The following is a 15,068-nucleotide window of genomic DNA, read 5'->3' as shown; positions in this document are numbered from 1 at the left end:
TCGGATCTAGGTTTTGGGGAGCCCGGCTACTCAAGCATCCTCCTCTACTACCGCTGGCAGTGGTGGCTCGACAACCGCGACGTCTGGCGTCGCTTCGTACACGACGCGATCACGCGCCTGCGCCCCGAGCAAGTCTACAGCGGCTTCGCCATGGCCAATCCGCTGGAGTTCGGCACGCGCTCCGAAGTCACCGTCTGGGACCGGGCACTTGCTCCGCATTTCTACGGCCTCGATACCGACTACCCTTTCAGTATGAGTCTAGCGCCCCAACTACCGTCGGGCCTACGTCCGCCGACCTGGGGTTTCTTCCTGTCGGACATCTGGCGCGAGAAGCTCTCGATCGACCGCGATGCCGTGCGTGCGGCCCTGACCGATCCGCGCATCCGCATCGATGAGCTCGACTGCGGTCAGTGGATCGAGCTTGGCCCGCAGCCGGAGTTGCATCCGGTGGAGAACGGTGTGCCCGAGTTGCCTGTCATGCTCAACCGTCTGCTGCGACCGCTGCGGCACCCGAAGCTCAGCTTGCTCGGCTTCGGAGAGTGGGACGGCGATCCGAACGTGCGCTTCAATCGACGCGACACCGAGCGCTGGCTCGCTCGCTTTGACGACGACAGCGATTGGCCGTCACCCGAGATGCGCGGCCTCGCGCCCGACGCGCCTCGTCAAGAGCCACCGCCAACGCATGCCACCGGCGGCGAGGCTTGTCCGCGCGCCGGCTGGTGGGTCACGTCTGCCAAGCACGGCATGCGCCAACACTTCGAGCAAGGCGAACACCTGCCTGTCATCGAAAGCGGCCACACGCACGGCATGACGCTATGGCAATGGGACATCGATCAACGCGAGCAGATCACACCGCCTGCCGAAGCGCCCCGAGAAGCCCAGAGCCTCCAGCCCGCCCCACGCGCCGGCCTCTGGCTGCAATCCGGCCAGCCCCTGGTGCGCTGTCGCGTTGCCGACGGTGAATCGCTGCCGCTGGTCGACGGCGTGCCCGTGACCTGGCTGTGGACCGAGCAACCTCCGCCCGGCATGCGCGTGATCAGCGGACAGCCTTGCCCCTATCCCGGCGTGTGGCACTGCGAGGACATTCCTACCGGTCCGAGCAGCTTCCTGCATGGCACGCCCATGCCCCAGGTACACGGACGGGATGTCACCTGGTTTTTCGCTAAGACGCGATGACACACATGACGCGGCAATGGGACATCGATCTACGTGAACCGGTCACACCGCGCGGCGTGAGCGAAGCGACATCCCCATGAACGGATACGGGAAACCCGCCCTGTTTTGGATCGTCGTCGGACTCGTCACTCTGTCAGCGGTGTCTCTGGGTATTGCCGCGTTACAGCACGTCCCGAATCTATCCCTGTTCGCGCGCTACATGCTCGATATTCGGAACGAGTCCGTGGCTCCGGCAACCGTACGCGAACACTATGACCACTATCGCGATCGCATCGTCTGTTTTCCGTTACGGGGCGAGACACTTTATTCGGACAGATGATGCAGGTATGTCCACCGCATAACCGATCGCCTAGTGAGCCGGATGCGCGTCGCTTGGTTCTAACCTTGAGGGGAAAGTGATAGCCGATGCAATGCCGAGCGCAGGTCACGTTGCTGATCTGGCGTGATGCGCTGCAGGCAGGACGGCCGGGACGACGATGCTGCACCAGCCACGCCCTCACGCGCGCGCATGCTCCCTTCGCAGACGGCCGCGAGGAACACCAGATACAAGCTGCGCTCCATCGGTGTGAGGCGCTTGTCGCGCAGCAGGGCTAACGGACGTTGACAATGGACGCCGGCCGGGTGTCGCCCGGCGATGTCGAGGCCTGCGGGCACGGTGGCAGGAGGAAGGCGCTTGGTGGGACATGATCAGACGCCATCGAACCCTGGCAAATCGCCAGATGGGTTCGTGTGGCATCCGATTCCCGGGGTGGCGTCAGGAGGAAATCTGAAATGAGACGCCCCCCTCCGAATTGTCACTTGACACCTCGGAGCCCAAAACCGAGCCCCTTCCCGTACATGGGGTACCTTCCCCTTGGAACTTGCTGGAACCTGAATTTCGACCCTTGCGAGACCTGTCGAAGCGCCAACCGTTTTGATAGTCGACTTGCTAGTTCTTGAACCGGCCACAAAAAACAAAACCCCGGAAGACCGCGATCTTCCGGGGTTCTGCCGCCATTAACTGGCGGAGACGGAGGGATTCGAACCCTCGATCCAGGTTTTGGCCCGGATGCTCCCTTAGCAGGGGAGTGCCTTCGACCTCTCGGCCACGTCTCCCAAACCTGCCGTTGTGTGAGGGAGGCCACACAACGAAGCGCGTATTCTATCGGTCGGATTTCAATTGGTCAACGGTGATTTGACGACTAATTAAAAATATTTGCATGGACCGATAGTTGGACAAGCCGCGCGCGGCCCGTCCCGCATGGATCACGCCTGATCCAGCTCGAACACCTTATGCAGCGCGCGCACGGCGAGCTCCATGTACTTCTCGTCGATCAGCACCGAGATCTTGATTTCCGAGGTGGAGATCATCTGGATGTTGATGCCTTCTTCCGACAGCGTGCGGAACATCTTGCTGGCGATGCCGACATGCGAGCGCATGCCCACGCCGACCACCGAGACCTTCGACACCTTGGGGTCGCCCGATACGCTGGCGGCGCCGATGTGGGCCTTCACGCCATCGTTGAGGATGGCCAGTGCGCGCTGGTATTCGCCGCGCGGCACGGTGAAGGTGAAATCGGTCTTGCCGTCGACGGACTGGTTCTGGATGATCATGTCGACGTCGATATTGGCGTCGGCTACCGGGCCCAGGATCTGGTATGCGATGCCGGGCTTGTCGGGCACGCCCAGGACGGTGATCTTCGCCTCGTCACGGGCAAAGGCGATGCCGGAGATGACGGCTGCTTCCATTTCAGACTCTTCCTCAAAAGTGATCAGCGTGCCCGAGTGCATTTCCTGCTCGAGCGGCATCAGGGGGTCGGTCAGCGACGACAGCACGCGGGTCTTCACGCGGTACTTGCCGGCAAACTCCACCGAACGGATCTGCAGCACCTTGGAGCCCAGGCTGGCCATTTCCAGCATTTCCTCGAAGGTGATCTGGTCCAGGCGGCGAGCGTCCTCGACCACGCGCGGATCGGTGGTGTAGACCCCGTCCACATCGGTATAGATCAGGCATTCGTCGGCTTCAATGGCGGCGGCGATCGCCACGGCCGAGGTATCCGAGCCGCCGCGGCCGAGCGTGGTGATGTCGCCCTTGCCGTCGATGCCCTGGAAGCCGGTGATGACGACCACGCGCCCGGCATCGAGATCGGCCAGGATACGCTCGTCGTCGATCGATTCGATGCGGGCCTTGGTGTGGGACGAGTCGGTCTTCACCGGCACTTGCCAGCCGGTGTAGCTGATCGCGCCGACGCCCTCGCCCTGCAGCGCGATGGCCAGCAAGGCCGAGCTGGCCTGCTCGCCGGTCGCGGCCAGCATATCCAGCTCTCGCGGGCTCGGCTGCGCCGAAATTTCCTTGGCAAGGCCAAGCAGGCGATTGGTCTCGCCCGACATGGCCGAAGGCACCACGACTACGCGGTGACCGGCGCGGTGCCATTTGGCAACGCGCTTGGCGACATTCTTGATGCGTTCCGGAGAACCCATCGAAGTGCCGCCGTATTTGTGAACGATGAGAGCCATCTTCTTGTCGACGCCAGCGATTGTACAAAGCCTTTGAAAATACACGAAGAGGCGCCCGGAGGCAAGGCACAGGCGTGACAAGTGAAGTCAGGGGGAAGTGGCGCGCGCTACTCGCCCGCCTATAAGCGGGACCAACGGCGAGCGCTTGGCGCGGCTTAATCCGGCTTATCCGATGTGCCCGCCGTTGCCGGACCACGCAAGCCATTCAACGCGCCAGCGCGGCGCCGCGGGCGCATCCGGCCAGCGCCGGTGCATGCCCAGCCCGGCCGCGAACACGAGCTGGCCGCCCGCCCACAGCAAAGGCAGCCGCGCGCGCCGCGCCATCGGCACGCCGGCCTCCTGGTAGGCCTGCTTGAGCGCGCGCGCCGGCCCGCCCGGGCGCAGCACGATGCGCTCCCCGCCCTGCCGCCCCGCCAGCCGCAGCGGCTGCCGCAGCACGGCCTCCGGCAGGCCGAAGGTATCGTCGCGGGTAAAGCGCAGCTCCCCATGCCATGCAGGCGCCGGCAGGCAGGCCTCGCCCGCCCATTGCAGCGCCAGGTCCCCCGAGGCGATGGCCGGCTCGGCGCGGCAGGCCAGCACGCGCCCCTGGAAGCGCCGCAGCACCAGCGTCTGATGATGGATGGCAGGCTCGCCGCCCGCGTGCTCGATCAATTGCGCGCGCATGGCGGCAAGCCGCGCGGTGGACGGGGCCTGCACACCGAGTTCGCGCAGCCAGAGCCGCAGCACCGCGTCGGCCTGGGCCGGCGACAGCGCGCGCAACCCGGGCAGGTCAAGCTCGGCAAGCGTGCCGGCATCGCGCGCCGGGCGCACCAGGGCCGCCATCGTCTGCGTGGTGAGCGCGTCGAGCAGTTCGCCGGCCTGTGCCAGATGCGCGGCGGCCTGCGCCACATTGGCGCGCAGCGCGGGAAACGCTGCGACCAGCGCCGGCATCTGCCCGCGCAGCGCGTTGCGGGCGAAACGCGGATCGTCGTTGGAGGGATCGTCGATCCAGGTGAGCGCATTGGCTGCGCAATAAGCCTCGATGTCGTCGCGCGCGACCTCCAGCCAGGGACGCAGCAGCACGATCTGCTGCCGCGCGCCCATCCGGCGCAGCCGCGGCATGCCGCCCAGCCCGGCCAGCCCGCTGCCGCGGAACAGGCGCAGCAGCACGGTCTCGACCTGGTCGTCCAGGTGATGCGCAAACAGCAGCAGCGCCGCGCCAGCCTCGTCGCACATGGCCTCCAGCGCAGCGTAGCGGGCCCGGCGCGCGGCCGCCTCCAGCCCTTCGCCATGCTGCTGGCTCACTGTGACGCGGCGGCTGAAGAACGGCAGCTCCCAGTCGCGGCATAGCGACGCGCAAAAGTCGTCCCACTGGTCGGCCTGTGCCTGCAGGCCGTGATGCACGTGCAGCGCGGCCACGCGCAGCGGCAGCGACCCCGCCGCCACCGCCGCCCGCAACGCATGCAGCAGCGCGACGGAATCGCGTCCGCCGGAGAGCGCCACCGCCACCGTGCCTGCCCGCGCGCCGTCGCCAGAAACAACAAAGGCCGCACCGGCCTGCAGGGCCTGTGCGACCTTGTCGGTCAAGCCGGCGGACGGGTCAGCCCGGTGCGCCGGTTTCCTTGAACTTGCCATAGGCGAGCAGGCGCTCATAACGGCGCGCCTGCAGTTCCTTCACACTCATGCCCTGGAACTGGCGCAGCGAATCCGCCAGCGAACGCTTGAGCATGGCGGCCATGCCCTTGACGTCGCGGTGCGCGCCGCCCAGCGGCTCGCTGACGATCTTGTCGATCAGGCTGAGCGCCTTGAGGCGGTGCGCGGTCAGGCCGAGTGCTTCGGCGGCTTCCGGCGCCTTCTCGGCGGTCTTCCACAGGATCGAAGCGCAGCCTTCCGGCGAAATCACCGCGTAGGTGGCGAACTGCAGCATCTGCACCACGTCACCCACGGCAATCGCCAGCGCGCCGCCGGAGCCGCCCTCGCCGATGATGGTGGCGATCAGGGGCACCTTCAGGCCGGCCATCACATAGAGGTTGTGGCCGATGGCCTCGGACTGGCCGCGCTCTTCCGCGTCGATACCGGGAAATGCGCCCGGAGTATCGACGAAGGTGAAGATGGGCAGGCCGAACTTGTCGGCCAGTTCCATCAGGCGCTTGGCCTTGCGGTAGCCTTCGGGCTTGGGCATGCCGAAATTGCGCATGGCGCGCTCTTTCGTATCGCGGCCCTTCTGGTGACCGATCACCATGCATGCCTGCCCGTTGAAGCGGGCCAGGCCGCCAACGATGGAGAGATCGTCGGCAAAGGCGCGGTCGCCGTGCAGTTCATGGAAATCGGTGAAGATCTCCCGCACATAGTCCAGGGTGTACGGACGTTGCGGATGCCGGGCGATCTGGGCCACCTGCCATGGGGCCAGGTTGGCGTAGATGTCCTTGGTAAGCTGCTGGCTCTTGCCGGCCAACCGCGAAATCTCTTCGGATATATCGACAGCCGAATCGTCCTGCACAAAACGCAGTTCTTCGATCTTTGCCTCGAGTTCGGCAATTGGCTGCTCAAAATCCAGGAAGGTGGTTTTCATGAGACTCGCGTACCTGTCTGTGAAGGGGCGCATTCTACCGGAATTCACCCACTAAACCGCAAGTCTGCGGATGCAGCCTCGCGCACTTCCATGCAACTTCTCTGCAAATTCTGCTATTCACCAGCCTAATAGGTCACCGGCAGCGGGTCAAGACTGCGCCACATATACCATGTGGCAACAGTGCGCCACGGCTCCCAGTTGGCCGCCACCTCGCGCGCCTCGCTGCGGGTGACGGGCTCGCCGCTGAAGTAATTCGCCGAAATGGCGTTGATCAGGCCGACGTCGTCCAGCGGCAACACATTGGGCCGCATCAGGTTGAACATCAGGAACATTTCGGCGGTCCAGCGGCCAATGCCGCGGATCTGCGTCAGTTCCGCGATGACGGCTTCGTCGTCCATCTCGGTCCAGCTGTCGACGTGCACCCGCCCCGCCTTGAAATGCTCGGCCAGGTCGACGATGTACTCGGCCTTGCGGCGCGACAGGCCGCAGGTGGCCAGGTTCTCGTGGCCGGCCTTGAGCATCTGCGCGGGCGTCAGCCTGGGGCACATCGCCGCCAGGCGTTCCCAGACAGTCTGCGCGGCCTTGACCGAGATCTGCTGGCCCACCACGGACCGTGCCAGCGTGATGAAGGGATCGCCACGCGAGATCAGGTGCGCCGGGCCGTAGGTGGGGATCATCTTGCGCAGGATGCGGTCGCGCTTCATCAGGTCGGCGCAGGCTTCGTCCCAGTAGGCCGGCCGCACCGCATCCACCACGGTCTCGACCGGCAGCGGCAACGCCTCGACTTCCGGCAGCACCGGCGCCTTGGAGGCGCGCGCCGCGGGCTTGAGCACGGCCTTGCCGTCTGCCCGGACCACCGGGCCGGACGCCTTGAGCGCGCCCTTCGGCGGCTTGGCGACCTTCGCCGCCGCGCCGGCCTTGAGCGGCGCGGGCGGCTTGGCCACTCGCGCGGCCTTGGTGGCCGCAGCAGTCTTGGACGGCGCCGCGGGCGGCGCCGTCTTGCGCACGGCAGCGTTCAAGCGCGCCTCCACTCGGTGACACCGCCCGGCTTGTCTTCAAGGATGACGCCACCCTCCAGCAGTTCGGCGCGGATGCGGTCGGCTTGCGCGAAATCACGCTCGGCCTTGGCTTGCTTGCGCGCCGCGATCAGGGCTTCGATCTGCGCCGGCTGCAGGCCGCCGGCCATCTTGCCCCCCTGCAGGAACGCATGCGCATCGCGCTCGAGCAGGCCGAGCGTAGCGCCGAGCGCCTTGAGCTGTCGCGCCACCTCCGGCGATCCGGTGCGATTGACTTCGCCGGCCAGGTCGAACAGCACGGCCATGGCCACCGGTGTGTTGAAGTCATCGCCCATGGCCTCCACGAAGCGGCGCGCATGCGCCTCTTCCCAGTCGAGCGGCCGGCCGTCGGGCTGCGCGTCCTTGAGCGCGGTGTAAAGGCGGGTGAGCGAATGGCGGGCGTCGTCGAGGTGGGCATCGCTGTAGTTCAGCGGGCTGCGGTAGTGCGCGCGCAGGATGAAGAAGCGCACCACCTCGGCGTCGTACTCCTTGAGCACATCGCGGATGGTGAAGAAATTGCCGAGCGATTTCGACATCTTTTCGTCGTTGACGCGCACGAAGCCGTTGTGCATCCACATATTGACGAAGGTCTTGCCGCTAGCGCCTTCGGACTGCGCGATCTCGTTCTCGTGGTGGGGGAACTGCAGATCGGCGCCGCCGCCGTGGATATCGAAGTGCTCGCCCAGCAGCGCGCAGCTCATCGCGGAGCACTCGATATGCCAGCCAGGCCGGCCCGTGCCCCACTTGGAGTCCCACTTGCTTTCGGCAGGCTCGCTCTCCTTGGCGGATTTCCACAGCACGAAATCGAGCGGATCGTGCTTGGCTTCATTGGCGGCGACGCGTTCCCCGGCGCGCAGGTCTTCGAGCGACTTGCCCGACAGCCGGCCGTAGTTCGGGAACTTGCGCACCGCGTAGTTCACGTCGCCGTCGCTGGCCTGGTAGGCCAGGCCACGGGCCTCCAGCTTGCCGATGATGTCGAGCATCTGCGGCACGTAGGCGGTGGCGCGCGGCTCGTGATCCGGGCGCTGGATGCCGAGCGCATCGGCATCTTCGTGCATATAGCGGATGAAGCGGTCGGTCAGCGCACCGATGGTCTCGCCATTCTCCGCGGCGCGGCGAATGATCTTGTCATCGATATCGGTGATGTTCTGTACGTAGGTCACCTGGTAGCCGGCGGTGCGCAGCCAGCGCTGCACCATGTCGAATACCACCATCACGCGCGCATGGCCGACGTGACAATAGTCGTACACCGTCATGCCGCACACATACATGCGCACACGGCCGGGTTCGATTGGCACGAAAGGCTGTTTTTCACGCGCGAGCGTGTTGTAGATATTCAGAGGATGCATGAAACAAGGTGAATGGATGAGAAATCCTGCCGGTGGCATGGCAGCGGGTACGTCACTGGCACCAAACTGGTGCCCGCCCGGCTGCCCGCGCCGCGCCGCCCTGCTCCGGAGCGCCCGTGACCGGCTACGGGCTGGCTCTCCCGCCACGCGGCGGGAAAACGGGGATGGCAGGGACAACGGTACGGCGGGACAACCCTTGCGAGACACCAGATGCGCCATTGTCGCGCCATTCGCGGGACCGGCTACTTGCGCCTGCGCAAACAGGCGCGCCCCATATCTTACCGGAAGCGCCCGGCCGCGGTGGCCCCTCGCCCGCCTTGCGGCGAACCGCGGCAGGCCCGCAAAGGCGGCATTGGCGGCAGATGGCGCCGATACCCGGGCCGGCATGGCCGCGCTTTGCTAGAATGCCGCGGAGTATAACGGACCGCCCATACATGAGCCTGTTCCTGCCCACCATAGCAACCGCTTCACCCCAGCCCGCGCACCGACGCATTGCGGCGGCCTCACTCGCCCTGGCGGCCATCCTGGCAGGCGTGCTGGCCGTGGCGGCACCCGCCCGCGCGCAGAACGGACCGCAGTCGCTCGCCGCCCCGGCCGCCGCGGCCGGCGGTGTGCGCTCGGCGGACCCGGGCATGGCCGACGCCGAGAAAGCGGCGTCGCAGAAGCGCTATGACGAGGCAATCGACCGCTTCGACCGCGTGCTGGCCACCAATCCGCGCAATGCGCAGGCGCGTTTCGAGCGTGCCTGGGCCCTGGCCCAGGCCGGGCGCGAGGACGAAGCCATCGCGGCGCTGGCTTCCATGGCCCAGGATTTCCCGGAACTGCCCGAACCGCACAACAACCTGGCCCTGCTGTATGCCAAGCGCGGCGACCTCAAGCGCGCCGAGGCGGAATTGTTGATCGCGATCGATGTCAAACCCGATTTCGCCGTCGGCTATGCCAACCTGGGCGACGTCTATCGCCGCCTGGCTGAGAATGCCTACCGCGACGCACTGCGCCATAACCCCAAGGAAGCCGGTGCCGCCGCCGGCCTCAGGCAGTTGCAACCGGCCGTGGCAAGCCAGCCGGCCGGCGCCGCCCGCAAGCCTGCCGCGGCAGCCAGCGCTCCGGCTGCCGCGCCCGCGCGGTAAACCTTGCCTGGCTGGCGGGGCCGGTCATCCGCCCCGCCCCGCTGTTTCCAAATAGTTACCCCGATCCATGGAGTCAAGCATGATCTTTTCGCGTCGCCTCGTCCTTGCCGGCATGATTGCCGGCACCCTGGCGCTCTCGCCGCTGGCCGCGCAGGCACAGCAGGCGAAAGCCGAACGGGTGCAATTCGTCACCAGTGCCGGCAAGTTCACGCTGGAGGTCTATCCCGACGCGGCGCCCAAGACCGTGGCGAACTTCATGGAGTACGTCAAGAGCGGCTTCTATGGCGGCACCATCTTCCATCGCGTCATTAACGGCTTCATGGTGCAAGGCGGCGGCTTCGACCGCGACATGAAGCAAAAGCCCACGCGCTCGCCGATCCCGCTGGAATCCCAGAACGGGCTGAAGAACAAGGCCGGCACGGTCGCCATGGCACGCACCAGCGATCCCAACTCCGCCACCGCCCAGTTCTTCATCAATGTGGCGGATAATTCCAGCCTCGACTATCCGCAGCCGGACGGCAACGGTTACGCCGTTTTCGGCAAGGTGGTAGAAGGCATGGATACTGTCGAAAAGATCAAGAGCGCGCCTACCACCTCGTATGGCCCGATGCACAATGTGCCCGCTACGCCGATCGTGATCGAGTCGGCCACCGTCGTCAAATAACCACCGAACAAAGGAAAGCAAATGTCCAAGGTAGAACTCCACACCAACCAGGGTGTCATCACCATTGAACTCGACGCCGAAAAAGCGCCCAAGTCGGTGGAAAACTTCCTGTCGTATGTGCGCAAGGGCCACTACGACAACACCATCTTTCATCGCGTGATCAAGAACTTCATGATCCAGGGCGGCGGTTTCGAACCCGGCATGAAGCAGAAAGGCACCGATGCCCCGATCGAGAACGAAGCCGGCAACGGCCTCAAGAACGATCGCTACACGGTTGCCATGGCGCGTACCAACGCACCGCACTCGGCCACCGCGCAGTTCTTCATCAACACCGTCGACAACGACTTCCTCAACTTCACCTCGCCGACCCCGCAAGGCTTCGGCTACGCCGTGTTCGGCAAGGTGACCGACGGCACCGACGTGGTCGAGAAGATCAAGGGCGTGCGCACCGGCAGCGCAGGCTTCCACCAGGACGTGCCGCTCGAGGACGTGATCATCGAGAAGGCCGTGGTGGCCGAATAAGCCACTGGCAATCCTCGCCGGGACACGTTCCTCCGGGCCTTCGCGGGGTCGCGGCATGAAGTCAGGCCAGATTCTCTTTCCATACGCATGACTGCGACCCCATCCACGCCGGCTGCCGGCGCCCTCGCGGTGCCGGCGCCGGCGTGGTTCATTTCCGACCTGCATCTCACGCCGGAGATGCCGCGCACGCTGGCCTCCTTCGAGCAGGCGCTCGAACGCGCCGCGCACGATGCGCGCGCCCTGTTCATCCTGGGCGATTTTTTTGAATTCTGGGTAGGCGACGAGGAAACCGACAGCCCTTTCGCCGCGCAGGTCGCGGCCACGCTGCGCAAGCTCGCGGGACGCGGCGTGCAGGTGTACCTGATGCACGGCAACCGCGACTTCCTGCTGGGGCAGCGCTTCGCGCGCGCCGCCGGCGCCACCCTGCTGCCCGACCCCAGCGTGATCGAATGCGCCGGCCAGCGCGTCGTGCTAAGCCACGGCGACATGCTGTGCACCGACGACGAGCGCTACATGCGCTTTCGCCGCTGGACCCGCAAGCGCTGGGTACAGCGCGTGTTCCTGTCGCTGCCGCTGGCGCTGCGGCTGCGCGTGGCGCGCCGCCTGCGTGCCGACAGCGAGGCCGGCCGTGCCAGCCAGGCACGCCGCGACGCGCCGCCAGACTATGGCGACACCACCCCGCAGGCCGTGGCCTCGCTGCTGCGCGCCAGCCGTGCGCCGGTGCTGGTGCATGGCCACACTCACCGCCCCGCCCGGCACGAAAGCCCGGAAGGCGTGCGCTGGGTACTGACCGACTGGGATCTCGACGGCAAGCGGCCGCGCGCCGCCGTATTGCAGCTGGATGCGAGCGGATTCAGCGTATTGCCGCAAGTGCGGGTGGACTGACCAGGCGGGACCAGGCTGACTGGCGCCGGACGCGCCGGCGACAAGCCAATCACCACCATCATCGACGCCACCAGCACTGCCAAAGACGCACGGGCGGCCTAGCCTCACCGCCGGCCGTTCGCGGCAGCCCCGCCTTTCCTACTTCATCAGCTTGCGCAGCTCGCTCGCGTCGAAGCGGTCGTTCGGCGTGTTCTCGAGGTGCTCGCCGAGCCGGTCCAGCGCGGCCAGCACGGTCTCGATGCGCTCGTGCTGTTGCGCCGCGTTGTCGATCAGGCTCTTAAGCGCCAGCGATACCGGATCGTCCGCATTCGGGGTGATGCCGTAGGCGGAGAACTCCTGCTTGGCACCCTGCTGCGCGCTCGGCGCATCCGGCAGGATGATGCGCGCCGGCACGCCCACCGCGGTGGCGCCCGCCGGCACCGGCTTGAGCACCACGGCATTGGAGCCGATGCGCGCGCCGTCGCCGATGGTATAGCCGCCCAGCACCTTGGCGCCGGCGCTCACCACCACGTTGGTGCCCAGCGTGGGGTGGCGCTTCTGCCCCTTGTACAGCGAGGTGCCGCCCAGGGTCACGCCCTGGTAGATGGTGCAGTCGTCGCCGATTTCCGCGGTCTCGCCCACCACCACGCCCATGCCGTGGTCGATGAACACGCGCCGCCCGACCTTGGCGCCCGGATGGATCTCGATGCCGGTGAAAAAACGGGACCAGTGGGAAATCCATCTGCCCAGCCAGTGGAACCCGCCATTCCAGCAAGTGTGCGCGAGGCGATGGAACACCACGGCATGCAGGCCGGGATAGCAGGTCAGCACCTCCAGACGGCTGCGCGCGGCGGGGTCGCGCCGCATGATGGCGTCGATATCTTCCTTCAGACGAGAGAACATCTTGGTCGTGTCGTGTTGCCACGCCGTGCGCCGCGTGCCCTGGCAGGACTTGCGCGATCGCCGGCATGGTCATTGGCCGGTAGAAACGGGATCAGGGAGTGTAAGAGATTTGTTGCCCTGACGCCGCCATGGACATTGACGGAAAAGGCGCCATCGCCGCAGCCGGTACCGGGGCGCGAGCCACGGTGGCACAGACGATTCCGGCGCCACCCATCAACATCGCTCGGGCACGTGGGCCAGGCCGCTCATCAGGCGGCGCGCGCTGCGGCTGATCACGGCGCGCTCCATCACCCACGCACCATCGCGCAGGGCCGTGACGGCGCCCACCGAGAGGGTGCCCGATGCATGGCCGATACGGGTCCGGCCGCCGCTATGCGCCGCGGCCCGCTGCACCACCGAGCCCGGCAGGCTGGCCGCCACCGCCAGCGCGATGCCGGCTGTCACGCTGAGGCCGTGGCAAGCGCGCCCCGTGGAAAGAATGCGGGCCAGCACGTCGATGCGCTCGGCCTCGATCCAGGCGCCGGCGCTGCAGCGATAGCCGGCCCGCGGCGCCACCAAGGCGATCGCGGGCACGGACGGAGGATCGTGCGCGTCGGGCGCCAGGCCCATGGCCACCGCCCCTTGCGCGCGAATCGCTTCGAGCCGGGCCAGCAGCAAGGCATCGCCGTTGATGCGCTCGGGCAACTCGGTGCCGACCAGGCCTGCGGCGGCGGCCAGCACGAACACCGTGGGATGGCCCGCCGCGACCAGCGTTGCCTCGATGGCGCCGACGCCAGGCACGTCGAGCCTGTCCACCACCTTGCCGGTGGGACACAAGGGTGGCGGCGCGATGGCCGGCGCCAGGTAATCGAGCACGATCTCGGCCGCCGGGAACGGCACGCCCTCCTCGCCGAAATCGCCGTCCTCCAGCGGATGGCCGTTGCGGCAGGGCACATGCGCAAGCAATACCTGGCCGCTATCCTGCTGCCGGATACGGACCGTGGTGACGCTGTCGCGCGCCGGTACAAAGCCGCGCCAGATCGCGAACGGACCCACCGCAGCCGACAGGTCGGCGCAGTTGCCGGACCAGTCGATGCGCGGTTCGCCGGTCGCCACCGTGCCCAGCAGGTAGTCCACGTCGCAGTCCGGCCGTTGCGAGGCGCGCACCAGCACCACCATGCCGGCGCCGGCGCCGCCCATGCCGTCGGCGTGCCTGCCGCACGGATCGGGCGAACCGGTCACGCGCAGCAGTACGGCATCGCGCTCGGCCGGGTCGGACGGCAGGTCGTCAGCCAGGAAGAACACCCCCTTGCTGGTGCCGCCGCGCATGTAGTAGGCCGGAATCTCCACCTGCTCACTTCTCCTGTTTGGTTGGCGCGCGGGCGCCGGATCCTTGCGCGGCCGCCAGCATGTGCTTGGCGATGCCGCGCAGGATATTGACTTCCTCGCGCTCCAGTCCGCTGCGCGCCAGCAGCCTGCGCAGGCGCGGCATCAGCTTCTTGGGGCTGGCAGGATCGAGGAAGCCAATCGCCTCCAGCCCCGCCTGCAGGTGGCCGAACATGGCCTCGACCTGCTCGGCGGTGGCCGGTTCATCAGCATAGCCGATCTCGGCGAGCGGCGTGGCCCTCACCTCCAGCAGCGCGAGACGCATCTCGTAGGCCACCAGTTGCACCGCCTGGGCAAGATTCAGCGAGGTATAGGCCGGGTTGGCCGGAATATGGGTAACCGCCGAGCAGCGATCCACCGCGTCGTTGGGCAGGCCGAAGCGCTCGTTGCCGAAGACGAAGGCAATATGGGCGCCGCAGGCAGCGGGATCGGCGGCATGGCGGGCGGCGATGCGGCCGGCGGCCTGCGCGACCGCGTCGCGCGGCAACAGGCGCGGCGGCCCGAACTCGCGCTGCCGCGCGGTCAGCGCCACGGCGTAGGCGGTGCCGGCGAGTGCGCTCTCGATATCCTCGACGATCACCGCGCCCGCCAGCACATCGTCCGCGCCGCTGGCCATGGCAACCGCGTCGGGATGCGTACGCACCGCCGGTTCGCGTGGCGACACCAGCACCAGGCTGCCCGGCACGGTGCCGAAGCCCATGGTCTTCATGGCCCGCGCGACTGCGCCGACATTGCCCGGATGGCTGGTTTCCACCAGCACGAAGCGCACGGCGGCAAATGCAACGGGTGACCCGGAAAATGCATCCAACGCTGCACCGGATGCCGGCAGCCCGGATTGCGTTCTGCCTGGTGGAATAGGCTCGGTTCCGGAGCGGGGATCTGTGGTGCCGGCAACGGCGCCGCCGGCAGCCGTGCTCGTCTGGTTCTGCGGGTTCATATACAATTCAGGCTTCATCTTCGGTGCGCCGCCCGTTTTGCACGATCGCGACGCGC

The 15,068-nt window shown here is 66.8% G+C and carries 13 protein-coding genes and 1 tRNA gene; 5 read left to right on the top strand and 9 right to left on the bottom strand.

Annotated features, from left to right (window positions below; genetic code table 11):
- Positions 1-1,176: type VI immunity family protein (locus P3W85_RS29645; protein ID WP_276267374.1), on the top strand; the 1,176-nt coding region annotated here is incomplete at its 5' end.
- Positions 1,177-2,177: 1,001 nt separating this feature from the next.
- Here P3W85_RS29645 and P3W85_RS29640 read toward each other — a convergent pair.
- The 6 genes from P3W85_RS29640 to cysS all read right to left on the bottom strand — a co-directional run bounded on the left by P3W85_RS29640 (position 2,178) and on the right by cysS (position 8,627).
- Positions 2,178-2,271 (bottom strand) — tRNA-Ser (locus tag P3W85_RS29640).
- Between the two features lie 150 nt (positions 2,272-2,421).
- Positions 2,422-3,672, bottom strand: coding sequence for an aspartate kinase (locus P3W85_RS29635; protein ID WP_035818946.1), 1,251 nt, complete (start codon positions 3,670-3,672; stop codon positions 2,422-2,424).
- Positions 3,673-3,837: 165 nt separating this feature from the next.
- Entirely contained in the window at positions 3,838-5,286 is a 1,449-nt protein-coding gene (tilS, locus tag P3W85_RS29630) for a tRNA lysidine(34) synthetase TilS (RefSeq protein ID WP_430869647.1), read from the bottom strand.
- On the bottom strand, positions 5,252-6,223 hold the full coding sequence (locus P3W85_RS29625) for an acetyl-CoA carboxylase carboxyltransferase subunit alpha (RefSeq protein WP_017226263.1): 972 nt from the start codon (positions 6,221-6,223) through the stop codon (positions 5,252-5,254). The genes tilS and P3W85_RS29625 overlap by 35 nt, the downstream gene beginning before the upstream one ends.
- A 125-nt stretch (positions 6,224-6,348) precedes the next feature.
- Positions 6,349-7,254: a DNA-3-methyladenine glycosylase family protein gene (locus tag P3W85_RS29620; RefSeq protein WP_276267373.1), complete on the bottom strand. Its 906-nt coding sequence runs from the start codon at positions 7,252-7,254 to the stop codon at positions 6,349-6,351.
- Positions 7,239-8,627, bottom strand: a complete 1,389-nt coding sequence (gene cysS, locus P3W85_RS29615; protein ID WP_276267372.1) for a cysteine--tRNA ligase — start codon at positions 8,625-8,627, stop codon at positions 7,239-7,241. Before cysS ends, P3W85_RS29620 begins: the two co-directional genes overlap by 16 nt.
- A 434-nt stretch (positions 8,628-9,061) precedes the next feature.
- Between cysS and P3W85_RS29610 the strand changes: the two genes are divergently transcribed.
- The 4 genes from P3W85_RS29610 (at position 9,062) to P3W85_RS29595 (ending at position 11,828) form a co-directional block, all read left to right on the top strand.
- On the top strand, positions 9,062-9,757 hold the full coding sequence (locus P3W85_RS29610; protein WP_276267371.1) for a tetratricopeptide repeat protein: 696 nt from the start codon (positions 9,062-9,064) through the stop codon (positions 9,755-9,757).
- Between the two features lie 79 nt (positions 9,758-9,836).
- The gene (locus tag P3W85_RS29605) at positions 9,837-10,421 is read left to right on the top strand and encodes a peptidylprolyl isomerase (RefSeq protein WP_017225604.1); all 585 of its coding nucleotides are present in this window, start codon (positions 9,837-9,839) and stop codon (positions 10,419-10,421) included.
- Between the two features lie 21 nt (positions 10,422-10,442).
- Positions 10,443-10,943 (top strand): peptidylprolyl isomerase, encoded by a 501-nt coding sequence (locus P3W85_RS29600; protein WP_017225603.1) that lies wholly within the window; start codon positions 10,443-10,445, stop codon positions 10,941-10,943.
- An 87-nt stretch (positions 10,944-11,030) separates the two neighbouring features.
- On the top strand, positions 11,031-11,828 hold the full coding sequence (locus P3W85_RS29595; RefSeq protein WP_276267370.1) for a UDP-2,3-diacylglucosamine diphosphatase: 798 nt from the start codon (positions 11,031-11,033) through the stop codon (positions 11,826-11,828).
- Positions 11,829-11,966: 138 nt separating this feature from the next.
- Here P3W85_RS29595 and cysE read toward each other — a convergent pair whose 3' ends face one another.
- The 3 genes from cysE to P3W85_RS29580 all read right to left on the bottom strand — a co-directional run bounded on the left by cysE (position 11,967) and on the right by P3W85_RS29580 (position 15,030).
- Positions 11,967-12,710, bottom strand: a complete 744-nt coding sequence (gene cysE, locus P3W85_RS29590; RefSeq protein WP_017225835.1) for a serine O-acetyltransferase — start codon at positions 12,708-12,710, stop codon at positions 11,967-11,969.
- A 213-nt stretch (positions 12,711-12,923) separates the two neighbouring features.
- Positions 12,924-14,039, bottom strand: coding sequence for a PrpF domain-containing protein (locus P3W85_RS29585; protein ID WP_276267369.1), 1,116 nt, complete (start codon positions 14,037-14,039; stop codon positions 12,924-12,926).
- 4 nt (positions 14,040-14,043) lie between these two features.
- Positions 14,044-15,030 (bottom strand): RNA methyltransferase, encoded by a 987-nt coding sequence (locus tag P3W85_RS29580; protein WP_276267368.1) that lies wholly within the window; start codon positions 15,028-15,030, stop codon positions 14,044-14,046.
- Positions 15,031-15,068 lie beyond the last annotated feature (38 nt).

This window comes from Cupriavidus basilensis, from assembly GCF_029335485.1.
Lineage (GTDB): Bacteria > Pseudomonadota > Gammaproteobacteria > Burkholderiales > Burkholderiaceae > Cupriavidus > Cupriavidus basilensis_E.
Note: the sequence above shows the minus strand (reverse complement) of the source record. Positions and strands in the feature narration are given on the sequence as shown.